This window comes from Micromonospora sp. NPDC049101 (genome assembly GCF_040648675.1).
Classification (GTDB): Bacteria; Actinomycetota; Actinomycetes; order Mycobacteriales; family Micromonosporaceae; genus Micromonospora.
Genome location: NZ_JBEZED010000030.1, coordinates 21,908 through 47,177, shown reverse-complemented (window position 1 = coordinate 47,177; position 25,270 = coordinate 21,908). Strand labels below are relative to the sequence as shown.

The following is a 25,270-nucleotide window of genomic DNA, read 5'->3' as shown; positions in this document are numbered from 1 at the left end:
GTGGACGTATCGCCAGCGCGGCCGGCAGCACTCTACCGGCCGAGTCTGTTGGCCAGCCGAACGCGAAGACCGATCGGGTGGATTCGCCGCGCAATCGGCAAAACCACTCACCGAATCCCATACCGGCTGATACAACCATTTGGGTCTTCCCTATCGTTCGATCGGAGGCGCCGTCCGTGGATCTGATCCACCACCGTCCGCCCGTGGCGCGCAGCGGCGGACCAGGCGTGGCCGACCCGGTCTTCCTCTCCCCACCCGACGTCGGCGAGTTGGAGGAGTCCTACCTGCTGCGCGCCATCCGGGCCGGGCGCTTCGACCCGGACGGGCCGGAGTTGGGCGCGTTCGAGCAGGAGCTCGCCGCGCGGGTCGGCGTGGGCCACGCGCTCGGGCTCTCCTCCGGCACCGCCGCTCTGCACCTGGCACTGCTCGCCGTCGGCGCGGGGCCGGAGACCGTGGTGGTGGTGCCCACGCTCACGTTCGCCGCCACCGCCAACGCGGTCACCTACACCGGTGCCGAACCGGTCTTCGTGGACTGTGACGCGTCCACCGGCAATCTCGACGTCGACCTGCTCTCCGACCTGCTCGGTCGTCTCGTCGACGCGGGCCGACGCGTCGCCGCCGTGTTGAGCGTGGACATCAACGGCCGGTGCGCCGACTACGACAGGCTGCTGCCGCTCTGCGCGGCCATCGGCGTCCCGGTGGTGGAGGACGCGGCGCAGGCCCTCGGCTCGACCTACCGGGGGCGATGTGCCGGCACGTTCGGCCGGGTCGGGATCTACTCGTTCAGCCACAACAAGGTGATGACCACCACAGGTGGCGGGATGCTGGTCTCCGACGACCCCGCGCTTGTCGCCCGGGCCCGCCACCTCGCCACCCAGGCGCGCGAACCGGTGTCGCACTACGAGCACCGCGACGTGGGCTACAACTACCGGCTCAGCACGTTGCTCGCCGCGCTCGGCCGCGCCCAGCTCACCCGACTGGACACCATGATCGCCCGGCGGCGGGCCCTGCGCGACAGGTACGCGCGGCTCTTCGGCGGCGTCACCGGCACCCGGATCCTCGGCGCCGGTGACCCCGGCTCGAACTGCTGGCTGACCTCCGTCGTCGTCGAACCGGAGCGGACCGGCTGGCAGCCCGCCCACCTCGCCGAGCACCTGGCCCGCCACGGGGTGGAGTGCCGCCCGATGTGGAAACCGATGCACCGCCAACCGGTGTACGCCGACCGGCAGGTCGCCCGCACCGGTGTCGCCGACCGCCTCTTCGCCACCAGCCTGTCCCTGCCCAGCGGCTCCGCCCTCACCGACGACCAGGTGGAGCGCGTGTTCGCCGCGATCACCGAGTTTCTGGACGGACACCGATGAACCGGTCCTACGACATCGTCAAACGAGTGCTGGACGTGGTCCTGGCCGCCACCGGCCTGCTGCTGGCGACGCCGGTGCTCGCCGCGGTGGCGCTGGCCGTCCTGGTCACCATGGGTCGGCCCGTGCTGTTCCGGCAGGCCCGCCCGGGTCGGCACGGCCAGCTGTTCCACCTGGTGAAGTTCCGTTCGATGACCGTCGGCGGCGAGGATCAGGCGCCGGCCAACGACGCCGCCCGGCTCACCACCTTCGGCCGGTGGCTGCGGACGACAAGCCTCGACGAGCTGCCGCAGTTGTGGAACGTGCTGCGCGGCGAGATGAGCCTGGTCGGGCCGCGTCCCCTGCTGCCGGCGTACCTGAGCCGCTACAGCCCGGAGCAGCTCCGCCGGCACGACGTCCGCCCCGGCATCACCGGCCTCCAACAGGTGTACGGGCGCAACGCGCTGAGCTGGGACGACCGCTTCGCCCTCGACGTGCGCTACGTGCGGCAGCGCTCACTCGCCCTGGACCTGCGGATCCTGCTGCGCACGGTACGCACGGTCGTGCGCCGGGAGGGGATCACCGCGGCCGGTGCGGCCACCGCCCACGAGTTCCTCGGCCCGGCCGAGCCGGCCACCGTGCACGGGGTGCCCGGCCCGGCAAAGCCGGCCACCGTGCACGGGTTCCCCGGCCCGGCCGAACTGGCCGGCGCCGGCGGTCCTGGGCCGGCGGAGGGCCGCCGGTGAGCCTGGACATCGTCGTCGTCGGCTGCGGCGGGCACGGCCGGGAGGTGCTCGGCATCGTCCGGGCCGTCAACGCCGCCGCCCGCGGCGGCCCGGTGTGGCGGGTACGCGGCTTCGTCGACGACGAGCCCAGCGAGGTCAACCTGAAGCGGGTGCAGCGGCTGGAGGTGCCCTACCTCGGCGGCACCGCCCGCCTGGGCAAGCAGCCCGCCGGCACCCACCTGGCGCTGGGCATCGGGGATCCGACCGCCCGGCGGTCGGTGGACCAGCGGCTGGCCGCGTACCGGCTGCCGGCGGCGGTGCTGGTGCACCCGGACGCCACCGTCGGCCCGGACACCGTCTACGGCGAGGGTCTGATCGTGTTTCCCGGCGCCCGGGTCACCACGAACGTCACACTCGGTCGGCACGTGCACCTCAACCAGAACAGCGCCGTGGCGCACGACTGCGAGGTGGGCGACCACGTGTCGGTCAACCCGTTGGCGGCGGTTTCCGGTGACTGCCACCTGGGCGACGGTGTGCTGATCGGGGCCGGTGCCGTGGTGTTGCAGACGCTGCGGGTCGGCACCGGCGCCACCGTCGGTGCCGGGGCCTGCGTGGTCCGCGACGTACCCGCCGGCACGGTGGTCAAGGGAGTCCCGGCCCGGTGAGCGTCGGCCCCCGCGCGAACCGTCCGCTCGGTGTCCGCCAGCTACGGATCGCGGTGGTGGTCAAGACCAACACCGGCGGGCTGTGGCTGCTGCCGCAGGTGGAGGAGTTGCGGCACCGGGGGCACGAGGTGACGGTCGTGCTGCCGCGGGGCGCCGGCCGGCTCACCGACGAGTTGGCGCACCGCGGTGTCGAGGTGCTCAGCTCCCCGTACGACTTCACCATGGGCCGGTACGCGCCCATCGGGCTGCTGCTGTTGCGCGCGCTGCTGCGCCGGCTGCGCCCGGACGTGGTGCAGTACCACCTGATCGCGTCGGCGTACGCGGTGCGGCTGGCCACGCTGGGCCTGCCGGTGCGCCGGGTGCACATGGTGGCCAACCCGGCGTACCTGGAATCCCGGTTGGTCCGGTCGGTGGAGCGGTTGCTGTGGCGGCTGGACGACGTGGTGGTCTGCGGCTGCCGGTACGCCTCGACCCGGTACGGCGAGTTGGGGTGTCCGCCACACCGCCGCCCGGTCGCGGTGTACGGGGTGGACACCGACGCGTTCAGCCCGGACGCCACCGGCCCGGATCAGCGGGCCAAGCTGCGCGCCGAGTTGGGCATCGACCAGGGCGTGTTCCTGGCGGTGATGGTCGCGCACGTCTACCCGCCCAAGTGGTTGATCCACTCGGGTCGGGGGGTGAAGGGGCACGAGGTGCTGCTGGCCGCGTGGCGGACGTTTCGCCGTCGGCACCCGGACGCGCACCTGCTGCTGGTCGGTGGCGGCTGGACGGCCGCCGGTGAGACCTACCGGCGGCAACTCGGCGAACGCTTCGGCATCGCCGGCGATCCGGGGATCACCTGGGTGGAGTCGATCCCGGACGTGCGGCCCTGTTACGCCGCGGCGGATGTCAGCGTCTCCCCGTCGCTCGGTGACGGCCCTGGTGCGGCGGTGCAGGCTGGCGCGATGGGTGTGCCGAGCATCGTCAGCGCCGCCGGTGGCCTGCCCGAGGCGGTGACCGATCGCTGCGGCTGGGTCGTTCCGCCTGGTGATCCGGCGGCGTTGGTGGAGGCGCTCGACTCGGCGTACCAGGGTTGGGTCGCCGGCACGCTCAGCCTGTGCGGCCGGTTGGCCCGCCGCCACGTCCTGACGTCCTTCGACGACCTGCGGGCGGCGGCCGAGGTGGCGGACATCGTGGAGGACGTGGCGGCCGGGCGGCGGTGAGCACGACAACGGGCGGCCGGTGGTCGGTCCCGCCGGACCACCGACCGCCCGCCGCGGTGTCTCAGTGCCGGATGCCGGCCCAGTCGTGGTGCCGACGCACGGTGGAGAGGATGAAGTCGACAACCCGCCGGGAGGTGTCCGGCACCTGGTAGTCGACCGGGCAGGGCACGCCCTGCGCGGCGACCTGCGCCACCGTCACCTCGACCGCCTCGACCACGCCCTGCGGGTCGAGACCGGTCATGATGATCCCGCCGGCGTCGAGCGCCTCGGGACGTTCGATGGACTCGCGCAGGGTGACCGCGGGGAAGCCGAGGATGGCGGCCTCCTCACTGATCGTCCCGCTGTCGGACAGGGTGCAGAACGCCTTGGTCTGCAGGTGCACGTAGTCGAGCAGACCGAACGGATCGTGGAAGGCGATGCCGTCCAGCGCGCTGGCGTCCGGGGCGAGTGCCTCCAGCCGTTTGCGGGTGCGCGGGTGGGTGGAGACCAGCACCGGGTAGCCCCATCGGTCGCGGACCGCGACCAGGCAGTCCAGCAGCCGCCGCAGCCGGTCGGGCCGGTCCACGTTCTCCTCCCGGTGCGCGCTGACCAGGAAGTACCTGCCGCGTTCCAGCTCCAGTTGGCTGAGGATGGTGGAGCTGGCGATCGGTGCCCGGTAGTGCTCCAGCACCTCCCGCATCGGCGAGCCGGTGTGCAGGATCCGGCGCGGGTGCAGGCCCTCGGCGAGCAGGTTGCGCCGGGCGTGTTCGGTGTAGACCAGGTTGAAGTCGGCCACGTGGTCGACGAGTCGCCGGTTCGTCTCCTCCGGCACGTTGAGGTCGAAGCAGCGGTTGCCGGCCTCCATGTGGTAGACCGGCACCCGCATCCGACGGGCCATCAGGGCCGCGATGCAGCTGTTGGTGTCGCCGAGCACGAGCAGCGCGTCGGGCCGCAGCTCGGTGATCGCCGCCTCCATGCCGACCAGCACTCCGCCGAGCACCCGGCCCAACGACGCGGTGTCGACGCGCAGGAACCGGTCCGGTTCGCGCAGCCGCAGCTCCTTGAAGAACACGTCGGAGAGGGTGCTGTCCCAGTTCTGCCCGGTGTGCACCAGCACGTGGTCGACGGTCTCGTCCAGCCGGCTGAGCACCCGGGACAGTCGGATGATCTCGGGACGGGTGCCGACGACTGTCATCACGCGGGTCATGTGGTCTCCCTCCGCAGGTCAGTCACCGGACGCCCGCCGGCACCCGGTGCTCGTCACCGACCGGCTCCGGCCACGTGTCGGGCCGTTCCGGGTCGAACAGCTCGTTGGTCCAGAAGAGGGTGAGCAGCTCGTCCGGGCCGGTGTTGGTGATGTTGTGCGCCCACATGGTCGGCATGTCGATGACCACGGGTTGCTCGCCGCTGACCGGGAACCGGAGAACGTCGGTGTCGCCGACCCGGCGCAGGCTGATCTCGGCGGTGCCGCGCAGCACCACGAACCGCTCCACCTTGGCCAGGTGGAAGTGCTCGCCCCGGGTGATCCCCGCTCGGGTGGTGGAGCAGAAGGTCTGCCCCGCTCCGCCGTGCGCCTTGACCGTCTCGACGAGTGCGCCCCGGGCGTCGGCCCGGGTGGGCAGGGCCAGCGGGTAGTGCGCCGGGAAGCAGTGCGACCGGTAGGTGTTGAACAGCCGTACGTCGTGCCGGTCGCGCAGCGGCGGGATCTCGCCGGTGCGGTAGGTGTCGGCGTACGAGGTGAGCTGGGCGGCGACCTCACGGACCCCGATCCGCAGCGCCGGCATGGCCGGGTCCCAGGAGCCGCCCGCGGTGACGCCGGCCAGCCGGGCGGCAGCGTCGGTGACGTGCACCAGGTCCAACTGTCGGTCGGCGTGCACCTCCGGCTGATGGCCGTCGGCGAGGACCCGGCAGAACGTGGCGACGGCCGAGTTGTACCAGGGTCGGCCGTGCTCGCCGTACAGGTTGGGCAGCAGCACGTCGTCCAGGGGCACACCGGTCTCGGCGAGGATGCCGGCGGCGGTGGCCTTGGCGTCGCCGTAGGGGGTGCCGTTGCCGGCCTGGGTGGAGTTGGCGAAGACCACCCGGTCGGGCGGGTCCGGGCAGGCCCGCAGGCCGTTGGCGAGCTGGGCGGCGAGCTGGACGTTGCCGGCGGCCACCTCGGCGGGCTCACCCCGGTTGACCCCGGCCAGGTGCAGCACCCGGTCCGTTCCCGCGATCTTGCGGGCGACCACCGCCGGGTCGACCAGGTCGGTGCGGGTCAACACGGTCGGCTCGGGCCAGCCGAGCGCGCGCAGCAGGACCCGCAGGTGCCAGCCGAGGAAACCGCCGGCGCCGGTGACGGCGAGGCTCAGCACGCCAGCACCGGGTCCCGCAGCGCCAGCTCCGCCCGGATCTCCGGCAGCGACCTCAGCAGCCGCACCACATCGGGTACGCCGAGCCGGGTGGCGTTCGCCGAGTTGAAGTCCTCCCCGGGCCGTTCGCCCAGCTCGCCCTCGGAGACGTAGAGCGCGTAGTTGAGGTCCCGCGCGTCCAACGGCACCCGGTAGAAGTCGCCGAAGTCGTCGGCCTGCGCCAACTCCTCCCGGCTCGCCAGGGTCTCGTGCGACTTCTCGCTGTGCCGTACGCCGATGATGTCCAGCTTGAACGGCACGTCGAAGAGCTGGCAGACCGCCTCGGCGAGATCGCTGATCGTGCAGGCGGCCGCCTTGCGGATGAACACGTCGCCGGGGCGGGCGTGGTGGAAGGCATGCTCGACCAGGTCGACCGAGTCGGCCAGCGACATCAGGAAGCGGGTCATGGCCGGGTCGGTGACGGTGGGCGCGCGGCCCGCCTTGATCTGCTCGATGAAGAGCGGGATCACCGAGCCACGCGAGTACATCACGTTGCCGTACCGGACACAGGACACGGTGGTGGCGCTGTTCGGGTTGTTGCGGGCGTACGCCTGGGCGACCTTCTCCATCAGCGCCTTGCTCATGCCCATCGCGTTCACCGGGTAGACGGCCTTGTCGGTGCTGAGCACGACGACCGAGCTGACGCCGTTCTGCGCGGCGGCCTCGACCACGTTGCCGCTGCCGAGGATGTTGGTGCGTACCGCCTCCAGGGGGAAGAACTCGCAGGACGGCACCTGCTTGAGCGCCGCCGCGTGGAAGACGAAGTCGACGCCCCGCGTGGCCCGCACCACCGTGTCGATGTCCCGGACGTCGCCGACGTGGTAGCGCACCCGCCCGTCACCGATGGATCGCCGCATGGCGTCCTGCTTGGCCTCGTCCCGGCTGAGGATCCGCACCTCGGCGACGTCCCGGTCGAGCAGTCGTCGGGCCATGGTCTGTCCAAAGGATCCGGTCCCGCCGGTGATCAGCACCCGGCGGCCCGCGGTCATCACGCTCATCGGTTCTCCCGTTCGTCACCCGACGGGCGGTTCTCACCCGTCGACCCGGCGCGGCACAGCGCTGCGCGCCGTGGCGGGGGCACCGGTCTCCGGCGGTCAGGCGGAAGCCCCGCCGGATGCGGCACCCGGGTCAACGAGGGGCCCCAGCAGCAGATACGTGTGTGAGCCGCAAACGGGCCAAACGAGCCATAGGGCACTCAGAAAACATGTCGGTCTATGCCATGATTTGGCTACTTCGTACTGTCGTACCTGGTAGAAACGGTTCGGTGCCCCCGCGCCGGGCTACGGCCGGTGCCGGCGGACCACTCTCGGGCCAGTCAGGACACGAGCGATCACCGGACCGACCCCCCGAAGGGACTCCCATGCCGCGCGGTCACTCGTCCGGCCCGGCTCGTCGCGGGTCGGCCGTGGTCGCCGCGCCGCGCCGGAACGCCCGGACGCCGCGACGCGGGCCGGTCCGGGCCGACGCGGGGCGCACGCGGTGACCGACGCGCCACCGCGGCACGGTCCGACCCACGCTCTGCGGCACCACCACGCCGGCGGCACCCGGTTGGCGCCCGCCCCACTGACACCCGTCGAACGGCGACCCGCCGCGCGCCCCGGGCCCGCGCCGGTCGCGCCCAGCGGCAGCCTGCCCGCCGTGCTGGTCCTCTGCGTGGCCGCCTACCTGGTGGCCCGGCCACCGTGGTGGTCGTTCAACTACGTCGCGATCCTCGCCGTGGTGGCCGTCGTGCTGACCGGCCGGCTGCCCCGGCTGCGGTCGGTCGACACCGTCGCGCTGCTCACCGCCGGTTGGGCCGCCGCCAGCCTGCTCTGGACGAGCCACCCCGACCTCACCGGGCCCGCCGCCTACCGGTACATCTCGGTCTGCGTGCTCTTCGTGGCCTGCCGGCACGTCGTACGGGGACGACGGGACCTGCTGCTGGTCGGCTGGACCTTCCTGCTCGGCTGCGTGGTGGTCGCCGTCGAGGTGGTCACCGGCGCCCGGTCCCAGGGGCAGGTGCTGCTCTTCGCCGAGCGCTACGGCATCGACGGCAGGGAGGTGAACGGCACGGCGTACACCCTGGCCGCCGGGGTGGTGCTGGCCCTGGTGCTCGCCGCCGCCGGCGCGCATCGGCCGGTGCTGCGCCTCGCGCCGCTGGCCCTGGCCGTGCCGCTCGGGTACGGCGTGCTGCTCACCGGCTCGCGCGGTGCGGCGATCGGCATCGTGTTCGGTCTGGTCGCCGCGCTGGCCACCCGCGTGGCGCCCCGACTGACCGGGATCACCGTCGCTGGGCTCGCCACCGCGCTCGTCGTCCTGGTGCCGTTCGGGCTGACACCGAAGGCCGAGCTGCTCTGGCTCGACGCGCTGTACGGGCGACCCACCGGCGACATCTCCGGACGCCTCTCGATCTGGCCGTACGCGCTGTCCACCTGGTCGGAGTCACCACTGAACGGATCCGGCGCGGGGGTGTTCATCAGCACCAACCCGTTCGACATCGGGCCGCACAACCTGCTGCTCACGGTCGGCAACGACCTGGGGCTGGTCGGTGTGCTGCTCTACTTCGGCGCGCTGGCCGCGGCGCTCGTCACCGCGGCCCGCACCGGTCGGGCCGGGCTGCTGCTGGCCTGCGCGTTCACCGGTGTCATGTTGCCGATCTGGCTGACCGGCCAGTGGGAGACGTCGCTCGCCTTCTGGTTGGTCCTGGCGCTGGTCACCGTGCTGCCGGGAATCTGGGGGCCGCCGCGTCCGCCCGTGGCACCGCGGCACTCGGCCGCCCGCCCGCCTCCCGCAGCACCTCGGCGAAGCGGGCCGCCACCTGATCCGTACGGTGGTGCCGCACCGCGTACGCCAGGCCACGCCGGCCGAGCCGAGCCCGAAGCCCGGCGTCGACGCAGAGCGGGGTGAGCGCGTCGACGAGGGCCCCGGGGTCGTCGCTGCCGACGACCGGGCCGGCGTCGGCCGCCGCCAGGTGCGCCATCGAGGCCAGTTCGGCCGGGCCGAACCCGAAAACGGGACGGCCGGACGCCAGGTACTGCGGGATCTTGGTGGACAGCGAGTAGCGGGTGTAGCGGCGGTGCTCGGCGGCGAACGACTCGACGTGCACCAACACGCCGGACCGGCGCAGCACACCGGCGACCTCGTCGCTGGTCAACGAGCGGCCCAGGTGCACCGTGGGCAGCCCGGTGAACGCGCCCGCGTACCGCGCGAGGTCGGTCGCCGGGGCGTGCACGGTCAACCGGGCCGGCGTGCCCTGGGCCACCAGCCGGGCGACGGCCTCGCCGACCCGGCGCAGCGACCGCCACCGGTCCAGGTGCAGCCCACCCACGTAGACCAACTCGACCGGGGCCCCGGCCGGGCTCTCCGGCGCACACCTGTCGGGATCGGCGAAGTCCGCGGCGTCCACGCAGTTGCCGAAGGCGGCGAAGGGCAACCGGTAGCGGCGTTCGAACTCCCGGGCCATCGCCACGCTGATCCCCATTCCGTACGAGGAGTGCCGCAGGACGTCACGGAAGCCGGCACGGACGGCGAGGCGGGGCAGCCCCAGCACCTGACCGTCGGTGTAGAGGGTGGTGGGCCAGTCGTCCATGAAGTGCGGCACCAGGGGCACCCGGCACTCCTGCGCGGCGGCGACGGCGAGGCGCATCATCCGGATGCTGCCCAGCGTCGTGTAGATGACGTCCGGCCGCTGCGCGCGCAGCCACCGGCGGACGTCGTCGGGGATCCGGACCGGGCTGAGGTCGACGAAGGCGCGCAGTTGGGTGCGCAGCCGGGCACGCACCGGGCCGGGCCCCGGATCCCGCGCCGGACCGGCCGCGCTGCCCGAGCCGGCTGAGCCGGCCGCGCTGCCGGGGCCGGCCGAGCCCTTCACCAGGGCCCGGACGGGTCCGCGGACGCGTTCCCACTGCCGGAACAGGTGGTACTCCACCGGCGCGTTGCGCGGCGCGAACCGGGCGAACGTGCCCACGGCGTCCGGGCCCGGGGCGCGGTCCTCGGCGTAGAGCTGGGCGAGGCGGTCCCCCGGCCAGCCGGTGAACAGGTTCGACAGGGTGATGCCGGTGCCGGTGGAGCGGTCGAACACGGCCGCGCTCACCACCAGCACGCGGGGATACTCGTCAGCGCGCACTGTCCTGCACCAATCTCTGCTCGGTGACCGGGCCGCGGTGCAGCCGCAGCGTCCGGCGATATCCGTACAGCGCCGCCGGCACGACGGTCAGCGCGTAACCGGCCGCGCCGACCCAGGGCACGGCGGCGACGGCGATCCGGTCGGCGGCGTACCACTTGCCGAGCACCGACACCACCAGGAACGCCCCCCAGCCGACCAACTGCGGGACGAGGACGCCACCGGCGTTCTGCACCATGAACCGGGGCGAGAGCGCCGACTGCAGCAGCCACCAGACGCCCAACCCGGCCAGCAGCCACCGGTCGCCGCCCATCGGCACCGGCAGCCAGGCCGCGAAGAGCCACTCACCGAAGGCGACGAGTACGGCGGCCGGCAGGCCGGCGGCGAGCACGGACACCACTGTCATCCGGCGGGTGGTCCGGCGTACCCAGTCCACCTGGCCCTGGGCCAACGCCTCGCCGTTGGCCGGCCAGAGCGGCACGTTGACCAGGACGACGAGCTGACCGAGTTGGGACAGCAGCTTGGCGGGCACCACGTAGCCGGCGACGGCGGACAGACCGAGCGCGTGCGCGATGATCAGCGTGTCGGCGTTGGTGGCGAACGAAATGACCACGGTCAGCAGGAAGAACAGCCCGCTGAGCCGGGTCAGTTCCACGGCGGCGTGGGCCTGCACGGCCCTCGGCGTGGGCCGAATCCCCGGCTCCTGCCGGCCGAAGAACCAGAGCGTGTTGAGCAGGTTGACAAGCAACGGCGCGGTGACCGACAGGGCGACCACCAGCAGCGGCGACCAGTCGGCCCAGACCACGCCGAGCACCGCGCCGAGCGCGGCCAGACTGCCCGCGGTCTGCCAGACGTTGCTCCGGCCGACCTGCTGGTAGGCGTACTGGACGCGGGCGATCAGGCTGAGCGGCACGTTGAGCGCGAACGCGGTGAGACAGATCAACGCGATCATCCGGGTCTGCTCCGGGCTGACCTGACCTGTCACGTTGAACAGCGCCGACCAGGGCACGGCACCGGCGAAGATCCAGAGCAGGCCGGTGAGGGTGAGCGCGAGCCCCGACAGGGTCAGGTACGCGCTGGAGATGTAGCGCCGGGCCTGGACGGTGTCGCCGTGCGCGTAGCAGGGGGCGAGTTTCGTCATGAGCCCGCTGCCCAGCCCCAGGTCGGCGAAGGCCGCCATGCCGGCCAGCGCGGCCACCGCCATCCACAGGCCGTACAGGTCGTTGCCGAAGTAGGGCAACGTGACAGGCACCAGCACGATCGGCACGACGAGCCCCGCCAGCCGACTGAGCAGCGCGGTCGCGACCCCGGAGACGAGCCGGCGACCACGGTCGGGGCGGCGACGGTGCGCGCCCGGTGGGCGGGCGCGCCGGGTCCGCTCGACGACCCCGGACGACATCGACGCCCCTACTGGCTCGCGAGCACGTGATCGGCCATCCAGGACACGGTGCGCTCCAGGCCGGTGCGCAGTGGCACCGGCCGCAGACCGGGGAACAGCTCCCGCAGGCGGGTGCAGTCGGCCTGCGAGTCCCGCACGTCGCCCGCACGCGGCGCCTCGTGCACCACGGGCAGCGGCCGGCCCAGCACGTCCTCCAGCTCGGCGACCAGGTCGAGCAGGGAGATCCGCGCGCCGAACGCCAGGTTCACCACGTCGGTGGTGGACACCCGACGGACGATCGCGTCGACGATCACCGAGGTGACGCTGCCGACGAAGGTGAAGTCGCGGGTCTGCCGACCGTCACCGTGCACGCGCAGCGGCTCACCGGCGAGCGCGGCGGTGACGAAGCGGGGCAGCACCGCCGCGTACGGGTGGTGTGCCGCCTGGCGTGGGCCGTAGACGTTGAAGAAGCGGAACGGCAGCACGCCCAGGTCGTAGCAGGCGGCGTAGGCCACCGCGTACGCCTCGGCGGCCAGCTTGGAGACCGCGTACGGGGAGACCGGGATGGGGCGCAGCCCCTCCTGGCGGGGCAGCACCGGGTTCGCACCGTAGACCGACGACGAGGACGAGAGGATCACCTGCTGGACGTGGTGCCGGCGAGCGGCCTCCAGCACCATCAGCGTCCCGGTGGCGTTGGCGTGGTGGCTGGGCAGCGGCCGCTCGATGGAGCGCGGCACGGAGCCGAGCGCACCCAGGTGCACCACGCTGGCCGCGCCGGCGAACGTCTCGTCCAGCAGGTCCGGGTCGAGCACGGTGCCCCGGTGCAGCCGGACGGGCTGACCGTCCAGGTTGTCCAACCGGCCGGTGGAGAGGTCGTCGACGACCACGACCTCGGTCACCTGGGGTGCCTCGTCGAGGGCCCGTACCAGGTTGGCGCCGATGAACCCGGCACCACCGGTCACGACTACCTTCAACGCGTCCCCCGTTCGGCTCGGCCCCGGGCGGCCGGCGCTGCGGTGTCCGCCCGGTGGGCGCGTGGCAGCGGTCGCCGGCGGCCACTAGTGTGACAACGAGCGCTCTTCTCGCAAGTCACGCGAAACGGGCGCCGCCCCGCGTGTCCTCCGTTCCCCTCCGTCAGTTGTCTGCCCTGGTGGGCGAGTTGACGTCGACGGGAGTGCCGGGCACATGCGAATCGGACTGATCAGTCAGTGGTACCCGCCGGAGAGCGCCTTCGTGCCGGGCCAACTGGCCACGGAGTTGGCCCGCCGCGGCCACGAGGTGCGGGTGCTGACCACGTTCCCGAGCCTGCCCCTCGGGCGCACCTACCCGGGTTGGCAGCAGCGCTGGAACCACCGGGCCACCGATCGCGGGGTGGCCGTTCGGCGGGTGCCCGCGTACCCGAGTCACGACCGTTCCGGCCTGCGCCGGGCGGCGAGCTATCTCTCCTTCGCCACCACCAGCACCCTGGCCGCCCCGCGCCACCTACGCGGCGTCGACGCGCTCTACGTCTACCATCCGCCGCCCACCGCGTACGCCGCCGCCGGTCTGCTGCGGATGCTGCGCGGCGTTCCGGCGGTGCTGCACGTGCAGGATCTGTGGCCGGAGTCGGTGACGGCGTCCGGGATGGCCCCACCGGGGCTGGCGGGGCGGGCGATGGACCGGGTCCTGACCGCCACGATGCGCCGGATCTACCGCGCCTGCGCCGGCATCGCGGTGATCGCGCCGGCCATGGCCGAACAGGTGGTCGAGCGGGGCGTCGACCCGGGCGCGGTGCGTACCGTGTTCAACTGGACCGACGAGGCGCTGTTCCGGCCGGTGCCCGGCACCGACTCGGCCCGGGAGACGATCGGGCACCGGGGGCGGACCACCGTGATGTTCGCCGGCAACCTGGGTTTGTTGCAGGGCGTCGACGTCGCCATCCGAGCCGCCGCGGCGGCACCGGACGCGGTGGACCTGGTCTTCGTCGGCACCGGGCTGGGCGCGGAACAGGCCCGGCGTCTCGCCGACGAGTTGGGCGCGGCGAACGTGCGGTTCGTCGGTCGCCGTCCGGCCGCCGAGATGGCCGAGTTGTACGCCGCCGCCGACTACCAGTTGGTCATGCTGCGCGACCTACCGTGGTTGCGCGGGACGGTGCCGTCGAAGTTGCAGGCCGCGCTGGCCTGTGGCAGTCCGGTGTTGATGTCGGCCGACGGCGACGCCGCCCGGTTGGTCAGCGCGGGCGGGGCCGGGCTGGTCTGCCCGCCGGACGACTGGCGGGCGTTGGCCGACCAGTTCGCCGCCGCCGCCCGGGTGCCGGCCGAGCAGCGGATCGAGATGGGCCGTCGAGGCCGCCAGCTCTACCTGGACCGGATGTCGTTGCGGGTCGGCGTCGACCAGATCGAGGACCTGCTCAGCAAGGCCGCCGCGAGCGGTCGGGGCTGAGCGCCGCGCTGGTCGGGCAGCCGGGCCAGGCCGGCGAGGAAGTCACGCACGCGGCGACCCTGCGCGGCCGGGTTACGCGTCTCCCGCACGAAGCGGGCCCCACCCGCCCCGCGCGCACGGGCCTCGTCCGCCGGCAGCTCCAACACCCGGCCGACGGCCGCCCGCAGCCCGTCGGCGGTGTCCGGCTCGGCGAAGGAGAGCCACGGCGCGTACGCCGCCGGAATGCCGGGCAGGCGGGTGCTCACCACCGGCACCCCGGCGGCGAGATACTCGATGATCTTCGACGGGAAGGACCAGCGGACAAAGTCCTGGTCCACCGGGCGCGGGTTCACCAACACGGCCGCCCGGGCCAGCCGGGGCAACAGCTCCGACCGGGGCAGCAACGCGGGGGGCACGATGCGCCGGTCCACGGCGGCCTGGTCACGCAGCCAACCCGCCAGCTCGCCCCGGCCGTACACGCACAGCCGCAGGTCGTCCCCGGCCAGCCCGCGGAACGCCTCGACCAGCCGGTCCACGCCGTAGGCGCGGCTCAGGCCCCCCGCGTACACGATGTCCCTGGTCGCACCGCGCGGCACGGGCGGGCCCGGCGGCGGCACCACCCGGGCGCCCTCGCGCAGCTCCGGCGGCGGCACCACCCGGGCGCCCTCGCGCAGGTCCGGCGGGTCGGCGGCCCAGATGCCCTCCAGCACCAGCCGGGGCCGGCCGGGCGCGAAGTCCTCGGCGAGCGCGGGGGTCAGCGCGATCACCCCCGAGCAGCGGGCCAGGGCGGCCCGGACCAAGGCTACGTCGAGCCCGCGCAGCAGCCGGACCAGCCGGCCGTCGGTGGGCAGCGCGACACCCGGCGGGTCGGTGAGCACCGGCACCACCCGGACGCCCCGACGGCGGGCCCGCAGCACACCGAACCAGAGGAACGGCGAGTGCACGCCGTGCACCAGCAGCACGTCGGCGTCCCGCTCGCGCAGCGCCCGAGCGCCGGTGCGCCAGGCGGCCACGAACCGGGTGAGGTGCTTGAGGCCGAGCAGGTTCACGAACGCCAGCAGCTGACCGTCCACGTCGTCCTGCCGGAACCGCCCCGCCCGGAACCGGATCTGCCCGTTGCCGGGCCAGGTGGACACCGGCGCCGCGGAGAGCAGGTGCACCGGACAGTCGGCGGCCCGCAGGCTGCGCACCAGGCTCCAGGCGAAGGTGTGCGTCTGGGTGGGCATGATGGTGTCCCGGGCGATGATCTCGGCGAGCAGGTCGTCCGGGACCGTGAAGCCCAGCAGGGTGACTCGTGGGCTGCGGGGCCGCGCCACCGTCACTCCCCGAGGATCTGCTGGTAGACCCGGTCGAGGCGACCGAGCATGACGTCGAGGCTGTAGTCCTCGGCCACCACCTTGCGACCCAACTCCCCCACGTGACGCCGCTCGGCGGGGTCGTCGAGCAGCGGCGTCAACGCCGCGGCCAGGGCGTCCGGGTCGCCGGCCGGCACCAGCCGGCCGCCGCCGGAGCGCAGCACCTCGACGTTGCCACCCACCGCCGACGCGACCACCGGCAGCCCGTACGCCATCGCCTCCAGCAGTGCGTTGGAGAGGTTCTCGTGCAGGGTCGGGAAGACGAAGAGGTCCGCCGCGGCGAGCAGGTCCGGTACGTCGAGACGGTTGCCGAGCAGGCGTACCTCGACGTGGCCGGCCTCGGCCAGCGCGGCGGCGATCCCGTCCCGGTCGAGCCCGTCGCCGGCGACCAGCAACACCCGGCGGGTCGCCGACGGCGGCAGTCGGCGCGCCGCGTCGGCGAGGACTGCGTAACCCTTCTCCCAGGTCAGCCGGGACACCGCGATCATCGCCACGTCGTCGGGGCGCAGGCCCAGCTCGGCGCGGACCCGGTCCCGCTCGGCGTGTGGACGGGCCGGCAGCGGCACCCCGTTGGGGACCACCCCGACGAACTTCCCGCCCAGGTCGGACAGGAAGTCCCGGCCGGCGGCGTACGCGCAGACGGTGCCGACGTGGGTGGCCAGCCGCAGCGTCGCGGGCTCGGCACCGTGCACGAGCAGTCGGCGCCGCCAGGCGCGACCGGGTTGGCGCAGGTCACGGACGGTGCCGTGCACGGTGACCAGGATCCGCGGGCAGCCGGCGAGGCGGGCGGCGAGGACGCCGTGGAAGCCCTCGTTCTGCAGGCCCCGCACGTGCACCAGATCCGGGCGGACTTGTCGCAGCAGCCGCACCCACTCCCGCAGCAGCGGCACGTTCAGGCTGCCGTTGCCGGCGTGTTGGTGCATCCGGACGAACTCGTACCGGTCGGCCAGGGGCGAGGCGAGCACCCGCCGCACGGCGGTCAGCGGGCCGTTGGCACCGGCGGTGCCCGCCGAGTGCTGCACCACCACCGGTCGGCTCACCGCGGGGCTCCGGCCGACGCCCGCCGGGTGTCGCGCACGGCTGCACGCTGCATGTCTCCTCATTCCGACGGCCGTCTAGACTAAGCAGTCATAATGGCACGAATCACCTAATTTCCCCGAGGGGTAGACCGTGGGCGAGCCCACCACCAGCCCGGACCTGATCTCCGCCCTGCGGCCCACCGCGACGCCAACGGTGCTGGCGCTGGCCGCGTACCGGTTTCCGCATGGTGACGCGATGTCCAACCGGCTTTTGCAACTGGCCCGGTCGGCCACCCCGCCGGGGGGCGTGACCCTGGTGGTCAACGACTGGCCCGACGACGGGTCGCGCCCACCGAGCACGGTGGACCTACCCCCCGGCGTCCGCCTGATCACGCTGCCCCGACGCCGCCTGGGCGGCGGGGTGCTGGGCCGCCTGTCGCACCGGCGCCTCCGGCCGCTGCGGGTGCTGGCCGCGCTGCGCCGCGCGGGCGTCCGTCCGGGCGAGTTGGCCGGCGTACACCTGCCGCTCGGGTTGTGGGACCTGGCGACCTGGGCGGTGCTGCGGGTGGCGGTGCGGTGCCCGGTGACGGTGGACGTGCTGGAGCAGCACGACCGGGCGCAGTTTCCCCGGGGCTGGCTGACGCCGTACTTCCTCCGGCACCGCTGGGCGTCCTTCTGGGCCGGACGACTCGCCGACCAGGTCATCGTCATCTCCGAGCTGCTGGAGCGGCACTTCGTGCGCCAGGGCCGGCGGACCCTGGTGGTGCCGCCCCAGGTCGACCGCGCCGACTACGCCAATCCCGCACCGGCCTCGCTCGGCGACGGCCTCCGACTGCTCTACGCCGGGTCGGCAGGCGTGAAGGACCAGTTGGCCGTGGTGCTGGAGGGCATCCGTCTGCTCCCGCCCGCCGATCGGGCCAGGGTGCACCTGGTGATCGCCGGGATCAGCCGGGAGCAGGCCAGCAGCCTCTCCGACCTCGGGGAGGCCGGGCCGATCGACCTCGACGACCAGGTGAGCTTCCTCGGCTGGGTGCCCCGCGAGCGGGTGCTCGCCGAGTTGCGCCGGGCGCACTTCTCCGTGCTGGTCCGCCCGCGGGCCGGGTACGCGCAGGCGGGCTTCCCCTCCAAGGTGCCGGAGAGCCTGGCCGCCGGTTGCCCGGTGCTGCTCAACCTCACCAGCGATCTGCGGCGCTACCTCGTGGACGGCCGGGAGGGCATCCTGCTCGACGGCTCGGCAGCCGAGGATGTCCGGCGCGGCATCGCGCGGGCGCTGCGTCTCGACGACGCGGCCTGGCGGGCGATGAGCCGCGCGGCCCGGGAGCGGGCCGACTGTTTCGACTATCGCGGCTGGACGCCGGTGGTCAGCGACTTCGTCACGGGAGTCGGGCGCGGCTCGGGCACCGGCAGCTCGGCGAGGCCGGCCAGCTCGGCGGCGGTCAGCCGCCGGTCGGCCGGGTAGAGCTGCCGCTCGTGGGCCCGGATGGTCTCCACCGGCCACCGCAGGCGGATCACCCGGGCCGGGTTGCCGGCGGTCACCGCGTACGGCGGCACCGACCGGGTGACCACCGCGCCGGCGCCGATCACCGCGCCCCGGCCGATCGTCACCCCGTGCAGGATCACCGCCCGGGTACCCACCCACACGTCGTCGCCGATGGTGACGCCCCGATCGTGGGTGTCGTCGCCGGCCTCCTTGTCGACCGCGATCATCGGTACGCCGACCTGCTCGATGCGGTGGTTGCCACCCCGGATCGTCACCTCGGGGCCGAACATCACGTTGTCACCGATGCGGATCCGACTCCGGGCCGCCATCAGGATCGGCCGGTACCCGAGATCAACATTGTGGCCGACCTCGATCGACTCGCACGTGTAGACGCCGTCCGGATCGAACGTGAAGTTGTCTCCCCGGGCGGCGAACCGGCCGACGAGGGCAAGACCCCGGATCGCCCGACGGACCCGCGCCCCCGCGCACAGGAGACGGTCGAGTGACCCGAGCACCGGGCCGAGCAGTGTTCCAGGTTGGTCTAGGCGGACGCGCATCAGATGGCCGTCCCGACGCCGGCCCGCTCGGGCACCGTACGCATGTCGCCCCCGCATCTCCGCCGATCGTCCAGGTCGGTCCAGGGGCCGATGATAACCTCCACAATAGGTGTAAAGCGCTCGAAGTTCCCGTACGCGCCGAGCGTCCGAGATGACCAGAATCGTGACGTCGTGCGCATCTCTGGTGACCTGAGCAGCGGCACGAACCCCCGACCGAAGGGGCCGCCCCTCCCCTCGCCCGACCGGCCAGTTTTGGCCTCGCCCGACCGGCCGTCGCGACGCTCACGGCTCGTGCCGTGGGCCACCGCCGGCCAGAAGGCCGCCGAGCTGGCCGTGTCCGACTGCGGGTTTTGGGGTTGATCGGGGGAATGCGGGTTGTGTGTCACCAATCAGGGTCGTCATCCGGTTTTTGCCCCGATGGGACGCTCGCCCGGCGTTGTCCCCGACGCCGTTGGAGGTGGGATCGTGCCGATACCCGGTGTTCTCGTGACCGGCGGTGCCCCGTGAGCGGCACCGTTTATCTGTCGCCACCCGACATCGGGCCGCTGGAGGAGTCGTACCTGATCGCCGCCCTGCGCTCGGGCTGGGTCGCACCGGTCGGCCCGGACCTGGACGCCTTCGAGCAGGACGTCGCCGCCCGGGTCGGCACCGCCGGAGCCGTGGCCGTCAACTCCGGGACCGCCGCCCTGCACCTGTCGCTGCTCGGTGTCGGGGTCGGACCCGGCGACGTGGTCATCGTGCCCACGCTCACCTTCGTCGCCACCGCGAACGCGGCCCGCTACATCGGGGCGCGGCCGGTCTTCGTCGACTGCGACCCCCGGACCGGCAACGTGGACGTCGCCCTCGTCGACGAGGTGCTGCGACGGCTGCGCGCACGCGGCGAGCGGGCCGGCGCGGTCGTCCCGGTGGACATGTTCGGCAGCTGCGCCGACTACCACGCCCTGCTCCCGGTCTGCGCCGACGCCGACGTTCCCCTGGTGGAGGACGCCGCGGAGGCCCTCGGCGCCGGCCACGGGGGGCGGCCCGCCGGTTCCTTCGGGCGCGTCGGCGTGCTCTCCTTCAACGGCAACAAGATCATGACCACCTCCGGCGGTGGGATGCTGGTGTCCGACGACACCGCTCTCCTCGGCCGGGCCCGTCACCTCGCGACACAGGCCCGCGAGCCGGCGCGGCACTACGAGCACCGCGAGACGGGTTACAACTACCGGCTCAGCAACCTCCTCGCGGCACTCGGCCGAGCCCAGTTGCTCCGGCTGGACGCGATGATCGCCCGACGCCGCCACCTGCGCGACCACTACGCCAAGCTCTTCGCCCCGGTGCCGGGCGTCCGGCTGCTCGGCGCGGAGGACACCGAGTCCAACTGTTGGCTCACCGTCATCACCGTCGAACCGCAGCGGTGCGGCTGGGGGGTGGACGACCTGGCGGCCCACCTGGCCGAGCGGGACATCGAGACCCGGCCGGTGTGGAAACCGATGCATCTCCAGCCCATGCACGCCGGTGCGGAGAGCCTGCTCACCGGCGCGGCGGAGCGACTCTTCGCCAACGGGCTCACGCTGCCCAGCGGAAGCGCACTCACCGAGGCCCAGATCGCCCGGGTGTCCGTCGCGATCGAGGAGTTCCTGAGCCTCCGGACAGGAGCCTGCACGGTGTGACGACCGGGGTGCGGGAGATGGCCGTTCAGGTGGCGTCGCGGGGCGTACCGGCGCGCTGATCTTCACCGGGACGGGCACGACTTCCCGCCATCTGCCGGAAAACGCCCACAAAATACGAAACTGCCTGTAACAAGGACAAAGGGATTTTAGTCCCTTCTGTCGTACGCGGCGGAAGCGGTCGAAGACGGTTCAGGGAGCCAGCACATGCCGCAGGAGACTGAGCACACGGAGCGCGCGGACCGAACGACTCGGCGGGCCAGGGCCCGCCGCCGTACCGCGGGTTTCCTCGCAACCGACACCACCGCCTGGGTCAGCGGCTTCGCCGCGGCCGTGTGGACCCGGTTCGAGTTCGATCTCCCGGCGGGCCAACTGGGTCGGGCCGCGGCGATCGGTGTGCTCGCGGCGGTCGTGCACGTGGCGGTGGCGGCGGTCCGCCGGCTCTACTCCGGACGGCACCCGCTGGGCAGCCTCCAGGAGGTCCAGGGCGTCGCCGGCACCACCATCCTGACGGCGGCCATCGTGCTGCTCGGCCTGCTGTCCTCCGGTGACCGACCGGTGCCGGCGAGCACCCCGCTGGTCGGCGGCGCCCTCGCCCTGCTGCTGATGCTCGGCGCCCGGTTCGCGTACCGGCACCGCCGCGACCTCTCCATGCGTCCCGACGTCCGGTCCTCCACACCGGTCCTGCTGTTCGGGATGGGCAACGCCGGTCAGGAGCTGCTGCGGGCGATGCTGGGCGACCCGCGCGGCCGGTACCTGCCGGTGGGCGCCCTCGACGACGATCCGGACAAGCGCGACCTGCGCATCCGGGAGGTGCGCGTGCTCGGCGGGCGGCAGGACGTCGAGACCGCGGTGCGGCGTACCGGCGCGAAGGCGATCATCTTCTCGGTGGCCAACGCCGACGCGGCGCTGATCCGCCAGATCCGCGAGGCCACGCTCGCCACCGGCGCGTTGTTCAAGGTGCTGCCGCCCGTGCGGGACCTGGTCGACCACCGGATCACCGTCACCGACGTGCGGGACGTGCAGATCGGCGATCTGCTCGGCCGCCGCCAGGTGGTCGGTGACCTGCCGCTGAGTACGAACAGCCTGACCGGACGACGGGTCCTGGTCACCGGTGCCGGCGGGTCGATCGGCTCGGAACTCTGCCGTCAGGTGATGAAGGCCGACCCGGGCGAGCTGATGATGCTGGACCGGGACGAGTCGGCCCTGCACGGTCTACAGATGTCGCTCGCCGGGCGGGCCCTGCTGGATGGCCCCGAGCTGATCCTCGCCGACCTGCGCGACGACGAGGGCCTTCGGCGGATCATCCGGGAACGCCGCCCGGAGATCATCTTGCACGCGGCGGCACTCAAGCACCTGACCCTGTTGCAGCGCCACCCCGGCGAGGCGGTCAAGACGAACGTCTGGGGCACGCTGTCGGTGCTGGACGCCTGCCGGGACGTGACCAAGTTCGTCAACATCTCCACCGACAAGGCGGCCAACCCGATAAGCGTGCTCGGGTACTCCAAGCGGATCACCGAGCGCCTGACCGCGCACGCCGCGTCCCGGTTCCCGGGGACCTTCCTCAGCGTCCGGTTCGGCAACGTGCTCAGCAGCCGCGGGTCGGTGGTGACGGCGTTCCAGCGGCAGATCGAGGACAGCAGGCCGCTGACCGTCACCCATCCGGACGTCACCCGTTACCTGATGACCATCCAGGAGGCCGTCCACCTGGTGCTCCAGGCCGCCGAGATCGGCCGGGACGGGGAGGCGTTGGTGCTGGACATGGGCGAGCCGGTCCGCATCGCCGACCTGGCCCGGCAGATGGCCGAGCAGGCGTCCAGCACGATGCCGATCGTCTACACCGGCCTTCGTCCCGGGGAGAAGCTGCACGAGAACCTGTTCGGCACCGGTGAGGTGGACACCCGGCCGTTCCACCCGTTGGTGTCCCACGTGGCCGTGCCGGCGCTCGACCCGATGGAGGTGAGCGGGCTCGACCCGTACGACGACGCGGTGAAGCTCACCGAACACCTGGCGCTGCTCTGCGCCCAACCGATCGACCCGACGGTGGGCGGTCCGGTGGGCGTACCCCTGCAGTCGCGGTGACCGGCGCGGCGGGCGGTGACCGACGACCACACCCAAACCCCCGCACCGACAGTTATGACCGTGAGGAACCCCAACGCGAGGCCGCGTCGCGGCGACCGCGTCGCCAGGCGCGTCCCTCCGGCGTTCGCCGCCGATCGATAGGACCGACAGATGCGGACCCGGCACGGCAGGCCTCAGCGGTACGAGCCGCTGCACGCCGCCGCATCGCCCAGGCCGCGGCGGGCCGTCCAGACGATGGAACCACCCGCGCCGGTCGACCCCGCTCCCCCGGCCCCGCGCCGTGGTCGCCGGCTGCTGTCCTGGATCGCCACCGCGGCGCTGAGTCGGGCGGTCAGCGCTCTCGTCCCACTCGTCCTGCTTCCCGTGACCCTGTCGTATCTGGGCACCGACCTGTACGGGCTCTGGGCCGCGGTGCTCGCCGTCACCGGGATGGTCGCCTTCGCGGACCTGGGCGTCGGCCTCGGGCTGATGACCAGACTCGCGCCGTGCCGGGTGGACGGCGACTCGGACACCGCCCGGCGGTACGTCTCCAGCGCCTACGCCGCGGTCTGCGGGGTGGCGCTCCCGACGTGTGGCCTGCTGTGGCTGGTCGGTGGGTTCGTCCCGTGGCCGTTGCTCTTCAACGCGACAGGCACGGCGGCGCGGGACGCCCACCTCGTCGCCCTGGTGTGCCTGACCGCGTTCCTGCTCAATATTCCCCTGTCGCTCGTCGCCCGCGTCCAGTACGCGTATCAGCAGGTGGCGGCCAGCAATGTCTGGCAGGCGACGTCGAGCGCGCTCTCGCTACCCCTCGCACTCGGCGCGGTGTACGCGAACCTGCCGCCGATAGCGGTCATCGCCAGCATCGCCATCGCCCCGTTACTGGTGAACATCGTCAACACCGTGTGGACCTTCGGCTGGCGGCTGCCGCACCTGGCGCCCCGCCTGAGACTCGTCGACGGTCGGGGGGTCCGGGAGCTGTTCGGCCTGGGCGGCCTCTTCTTCCTGGTCACGCTGATAATGGTGCTGGCGGACAACGCCGACCCGTTGCTCATCGCGCACGTGCTGGGTCTCGCCAGCGTCACTGCGTACGCGGTGCCGGCCAGACTGTTCAACCAGCTCGGCGCACTGGTGACGCTCGTCAACCAGCCACTGTGGCCGCTGCACGGTGAGGCCCTGGCACGCGGTGACCTGGCCTGGATACGCCGAACCGTGCGGCGGATGACGATGGTGTCGACACTCATCGCCGTGCTGCCGTCGATCTTCCTGGTGGCGTACGGCGAGCAGTTCTTCGCGGCCTGGTTGCCGATCTCGATAGGCAACCGGTCCCTCCTGCTGGGCCTCGCCTGCTGGTGGGTCGTGCTGGCCGCGATCTCGCCGCGGTTCATGGTGCAGAACGCGGCCGGAATCGTCCGCCCGCAACTGTGCGGCTATCTCCTCTACCTACCACTGTCCATTGTCGGAAAACTGCTCGGCCTGCACTGGTGGGGGGTGGCCGCGACACCGTTCGTCGCCGTCGTCATCTACACCGTGACGGTCGTCCCGGCGGCCCTCTACGGCTACCGGCGGGCACTGCGAATACGGACCACCTGAGAGAGGCGGATACACAGATGGTGTTCGACGAGGAATTTCCGCGGGTGCTGGTGGTGAGCCACACGCCCTTCAGCCGGGTCAGCGGGACCGCCCTGACCCTGTCGAACCTCTTCTCCGGCTGGCCCAGGGACCGTCTCGCGCAGGTGCACACCGGCAACATCACCCCGTCGACGGAGGTGTGCGAACACTTCTTCCACTTCCCGCCGCGAGACCACTACCTGCCCATCCAGTACTACGCCATGCGGATGTCGGGCTGGAACGGCCGCACGCCGCTGCAACAGAGCCGACCGATCGCCGCCGTACACGCCGCGGCGGAGACCCGTCCCACCATGGCCAAGATCTACGCACAACTGCGCGCGAGCGCCGATCTCAGCCCGATCCGGGTTCCCCCGGCGCTCGTCGAGTGGATGCGCGACTTCCAGCCCGACATCGTCTACTCGATGCTCGGCAGCGTGCGGCTGACCAGGATCACGGCGCTCGCCGCGCGCACCTGCGACGTTCCGGTGGTGCCGCACTTCACCGACGACTGGCCGGCGACCCTGTACGACAACGGCGAGCTCTTCGGTCGGGCCGACCGGTCCGTCCAGGAGACGATCGCGAGACTTCTCCGCCTGGCCCCGCTCGGCATGGTCATCAGTCAGCCGATGGCCCAGGAGTACGCGCGGCGGTACGGCATCCCGTTCAGCGCGTTCGCGAACTGCGTCGACGAGACCTTCTTCGCCCCACCCCGCGACGCGACGCGGCAGCAGGGGACGACGGAACTGGTCTACGTCGGCGCCCTGCACCTCAACCGCTGGGAGTCGCTGCGCGACATCGGCGCCGCACTGGACGACCTGGCCGAGGCCGGTCTGCCCGTCCGGCTGACCATCCACGCACCGGAGAAGGACCTCAGCCAGTACGCGAGACACTTCGCCCCCCTGCCACGGGTGCGGCTCGGGCCGTCGCTGGCCAGCGACGAGGTGCCCGCCGCCCTGCGCCGCGCCGACGTCCTCGTCCACATCGAGTCCTTCGACGAGGAGATCCGCCGCTACACCCGCTACTCGGTCTCGACGAAGATCCCCCAGTACCTCGCCTCGGGCCGTCCGATCCTCGGCTACGGGCCCGCCGAGGTGGCGTCGATGCACCACATCCAGGAGGCCGACGCGGGCGTGATCGTCAGTACGAACGACACCGGGGCGCTGGTCCGCGGTCTGACCGACCTCTGCCGGGACGCGGCCCTGCGGGAGCGGCTCGCCCGCAACGGCACTGCCTTCGCCCGGCAGGAGCACGCCAAGGAGAACGTGGCCGCGCGGTTCGCCGCCACGCTCGGCGCGGCGGCGCGCACCGGGTCCGCCACCGCCGACGCCGCCCGCGGGCAACTGACCTAAGGAGGTGCTGC

Annotated in this window: 18 protein-coding genes and 1 pseudogene; 11 read left to right on the top strand and 8 right to left on the bottom strand. The window is 72.6% G+C overall.

Annotated elements, in window-relative coordinates; all coding sequences use genetic code 11:
• Nucleotides 1–203 precede the first annotated feature (203 nt).
• The 4 genes from AB0B57_RS30625 to AB0B57_RS30610 are packed head-to-tail and all read left to right on the top strand — an operon-like array spanning nucleotide 204 to nucleotide 3,929.
• Nucleotides 204–1,361 (top strand): DegT/DnrJ/EryC1/StrS family aminotransferase, encoded by a 1,158-nt coding sequence (locus AB0B57_RS30625; RefSeq protein WP_357077581.1) that lies wholly within the window; start codon nucleotides 204–206, stop codon nucleotides 1,359–1,361.
• Nucleotides 1,358–2,083, top strand: a complete 726-nt coding sequence (locus AB0B57_RS30620; RefSeq protein WP_357077578.1) for a sugar transferase — start codon at nucleotides 1,358–1,360, stop codon at nucleotides 2,081–2,083. The genes AB0B57_RS30625 and AB0B57_RS30620 overlap by 4 nt, the downstream gene beginning before the upstream one ends.
• Nucleotides 2,080–2,727 carry an acetyltransferase gene (locus AB0B57_RS30615; protein ID WP_357077575.1) on the top strand — a complete coding sequence of 216 codons (648 nt, stop codon included), beginning with the start codon at nucleotides 2,080–2,082 and terminating at the stop codon, nucleotides 2,725–2,727. The genes AB0B57_RS30620 and AB0B57_RS30615 overlap by 4 nt, the downstream gene beginning before the upstream one ends.
• Complete coding sequence (locus AB0B57_RS30610) at nucleotides 2,724–3,929, top strand: glycosyltransferase (protein ID WP_357077572.1); 1,206 nt, start codon at nucleotides 2,724–2,726, stop codon at nucleotides 3,927–3,929. The genes AB0B57_RS30615 and AB0B57_RS30610 overlap by 4 nt, the downstream gene beginning before the upstream one ends.
• Before the next feature lie 61 nt (nucleotides 3,930–3,990).
• Here AB0B57_RS30610 and wecB read toward each other — a convergent pair whose 3' ends face one another.
• The 3 genes from wecB to AB0B57_RS30595 are packed head-to-tail and all read right to left on the bottom strand — an operon-like array spanning nucleotide 3,991 to nucleotide 7,296.
• Nucleotides 3,991–5,115: a UDP-N-acetylglucosamine 2-epimerase (non-hydrolyzing) gene (gene wecB, locus AB0B57_RS30605; protein ID WP_357077569.1), complete on the bottom strand. Its 1,125-nt coding sequence runs from the start codon at nucleotides 5,113–5,115 to the stop codon at nucleotides 3,991–3,993.
• Nucleotides 5,116–5,137: 22 nt separating this feature from the next.
• On the bottom strand, nucleotides 5,138–6,262 hold the full coding sequence (locus AB0B57_RS30600; RefSeq protein ID WP_357077566.1) for an NAD-dependent epimerase/dehydratase family protein: 1,125 nt from the start codon (nucleotides 6,260–6,262) through the stop codon (nucleotides 5,138–5,140).
• Nucleotides 6,256–7,296, bottom strand: a complete 1,041-nt coding sequence (locus tag AB0B57_RS30595) for a polysaccharide biosynthesis protein (protein WP_357077563.1) — start codon at nucleotides 7,294–7,296, stop codon at nucleotides 6,256–6,258. Before AB0B57_RS30595 ends, AB0B57_RS30600 begins: the two co-directional genes overlap by 7 nt.
• 481 nt (nucleotides 7,297–7,777) lie before the next feature.
• Here AB0B57_RS30595 and AB0B57_RS30590 point away from each other — a divergent pair, with 481 nt between their 5' ends.
• Nucleotides 7,778–9,184 carry an O-antigen ligase family protein gene (locus AB0B57_RS30590; protein ID WP_357077560.1) on the top strand — a complete coding sequence of 469 codons (1,407 nt, stop codon included), beginning with the start codon at nucleotides 7,778–7,780 and terminating at the stop codon, nucleotides 9,182–9,184.
• A 1,208-nt stretch (nucleotides 9,185–10,392) separates the two neighbouring features.
• Here AB0B57_RS30590 and AB0B57_RS30585 read toward each other — a convergent pair.
• Together AB0B57_RS30585 and AB0B57_RS30580 are read right to left on the bottom strand one after the other, a co-directional pair.
• Entirely contained in the window at nucleotides 10,393–11,799 is a 1,407-nt protein-coding gene (locus AB0B57_RS30585; RefSeq protein WP_357077556.1) for an oligosaccharide flippase family protein, read from the bottom strand.
• A gap of 8 nt (nucleotides 11,800–11,807) precedes the next feature.
• Entirely contained in the window at nucleotides 11,808–12,752 is a 945-nt protein-coding gene (locus tag AB0B57_RS30580) for an NAD-dependent epimerase/dehydratase family protein (protein ID WP_357077553.1), read from the bottom strand.
• A gap of 211 nt (nucleotides 12,753–12,963) precedes the next feature.
• Between AB0B57_RS30580 and AB0B57_RS30575 the strand changes: the two genes are divergently transcribed.
• Complete coding sequence (locus AB0B57_RS30575; protein ID WP_357077550.1) at nucleotides 12,964–14,199, top strand: glycosyltransferase family 4 protein; 1,236 nt, start codon at nucleotides 12,964–12,966, stop codon at nucleotides 14,197–14,199.
• Here AB0B57_RS30575 and AB0B57_RS30570 read toward each other — a convergent pair.
• The gene (locus AB0B57_RS30570) at nucleotides 14,115–15,494 is read right to left on the bottom strand and encodes a glycosyltransferase (RefSeq protein ID WP_357077547.1); all 1,380 of its coding nucleotides are present in this window, start codon (nucleotides 15,492–15,494) and stop codon (nucleotides 14,115–14,117) included. The genes AB0B57_RS30575 and AB0B57_RS30570 overlap by 85 nt on opposite strands.
• A 2-nt stretch (nucleotides 15,495–15,496) precedes the next feature.
• Nucleotides 15,497–16,573 (bottom strand): glycosyltransferase, encoded by a 1,077-nt coding sequence (locus tag AB0B57_RS30565; protein ID WP_357077544.1) that lies wholly within the window; start codon nucleotides 16,571–16,573, stop codon nucleotides 15,497–15,499.
• Nucleotides 16,574–16,808: 235 nt separating this feature from the next.
• Between AB0B57_RS30565 and AB0B57_RS30560 the strand changes: the two are divergent.
• Nucleotides 16,809–17,867: pseudogene (locus tag AB0B57_RS30560) on the top strand (glycosyltransferase); the annotation flags it as partial.
• Nucleotides 17,868–17,890: 23 nt separating this feature from the next.
• Here the strand turns inward: AB0B57_RS30560 and AB0B57_RS30555 are convergent.
• On the bottom strand, nucleotides 17,891–18,589 hold the full coding sequence (locus tag AB0B57_RS30555) for an acyltransferase (protein WP_357077541.1): 699 nt from the start codon (nucleotides 18,587–18,589) through the stop codon (nucleotides 17,891–17,893).
• 503 nt (nucleotides 18,590–19,092) lie between these two features.
• Between AB0B57_RS30555 and AB0B57_RS30550 the strand changes: the two genes are divergently transcribed.
• The 4 genes from AB0B57_RS30550 (at nucleotide 19,093) to AB0B57_RS30535 (ending at nucleotide 25,259) form a co-directional block, all read left to right on the top strand.
• A complete protein-coding gene (locus AB0B57_RS30550; RefSeq protein ID WP_357077538.1) occupies nucleotides 19,093–20,241 on the top strand; it encodes an aminotransferase class I/II-fold pyridoxal phosphate-dependent enzyme in 1,149 nt (382 codons plus the stop codon).
• A 204-nt stretch (nucleotides 20,242–20,445) separates the two neighbouring features.
• Nucleotides 20,446–22,320 carry a polysaccharide biosynthesis protein gene (locus AB0B57_RS30545; RefSeq protein ID WP_357077535.1) on the top strand — a complete coding sequence of 625 codons (1,875 nt, stop codon included), beginning with the start codon at nucleotides 20,446–20,448 and terminating at the stop codon, nucleotides 22,318–22,320.
• A gap of 234 nt (nucleotides 22,321–22,554) precedes the next feature.
• Nucleotides 22,555–23,892 carry an oligosaccharide flippase family protein gene (locus tag AB0B57_RS30540; protein ID WP_357077532.1) on the top strand — a complete coding sequence of 446 codons (1,338 nt, stop codon included), beginning with the start codon at nucleotides 22,555–22,557 and terminating at the stop codon, nucleotides 23,890–23,892.
• Between the two features lie 17 nt (nucleotides 23,893–23,909).
• Nucleotides 23,910–25,259, top strand: a complete 1,350-nt coding sequence (locus AB0B57_RS30535; protein WP_357077529.1) for a glycosyl transferase family 1 — start codon at nucleotides 23,910–23,912, stop codon at nucleotides 25,257–25,259.
• The last annotated feature ends 11 nt before the right edge of the window (nucleotides 25,260–25,270 follow it).

What these genes read in the sequence shown, in the direction of transcription:
- AB0B57_RS30620 (WP_357077578.1), top strand. Translation starts at nt 1,358, where the DNA reads ATGAACCGGTCCTACGACATCGTCAAACGAGTGCTGGACGTGGTCCTG.
- wecB (WP_357077569.1), bottom strand. Translation starts at nt 5,115, where the DNA reads ATGACCCGCGTGATGACAGTCGTCGGCACCCGTCCCGAGATCATCCGA.
- AB0B57_RS30595 (WP_357077563.1), bottom strand. Translation starts at nt 7,296, where the DNA reads ATGAGCGTGATGACCGCGGGCCGCCGGGTGCTGATCACCGGCGGGACC.
- AB0B57_RS30585 (WP_357077556.1), bottom strand. Translation starts at nt 11,799, where the DNA reads ATGTCGTCCGGGGTCGTCGAGCGGACCCGGCGCGCCCGCCCACCGGGC.
- AB0B57_RS30575 (WP_357077550.1), top strand. Translation starts at nt 12,964, where the DNA reads ATGCGAATCGGACTGATCAGTCAGTGGTACCCGCCGGAGAGCGCCTTC.
- AB0B57_RS30555 (WP_357077541.1), bottom strand. Translation starts at nt 18,589, where the DNA reads ATGCGCGTCCGCCTAGACCAACCTGGAACACTGCTCGGCCCGGTGCTC.
- AB0B57_RS30545 (WP_357077535.1), top strand. Translation starts at nt 20,446, where the DNA reads ATGCCGCAGGAGACTGAGCACACGGAGCGCGCGGACCGAACGACTCGG.
- AB0B57_RS30540 (WP_357077532.1), top strand. Translation starts at nt 22,555, where the DNA reads ATGGAACCACCCGCGCCGGTCGACCCCGCTCCCCCGGCCCCGCGCCGT.
- AB0B57_RS30535 (WP_357077529.1), top strand. Translation starts at nt 23,910, where the DNA reads ATGGTGTTCGACGAGGAATTTCCGCGGGTGCTGGTGGTGAGCCACACG.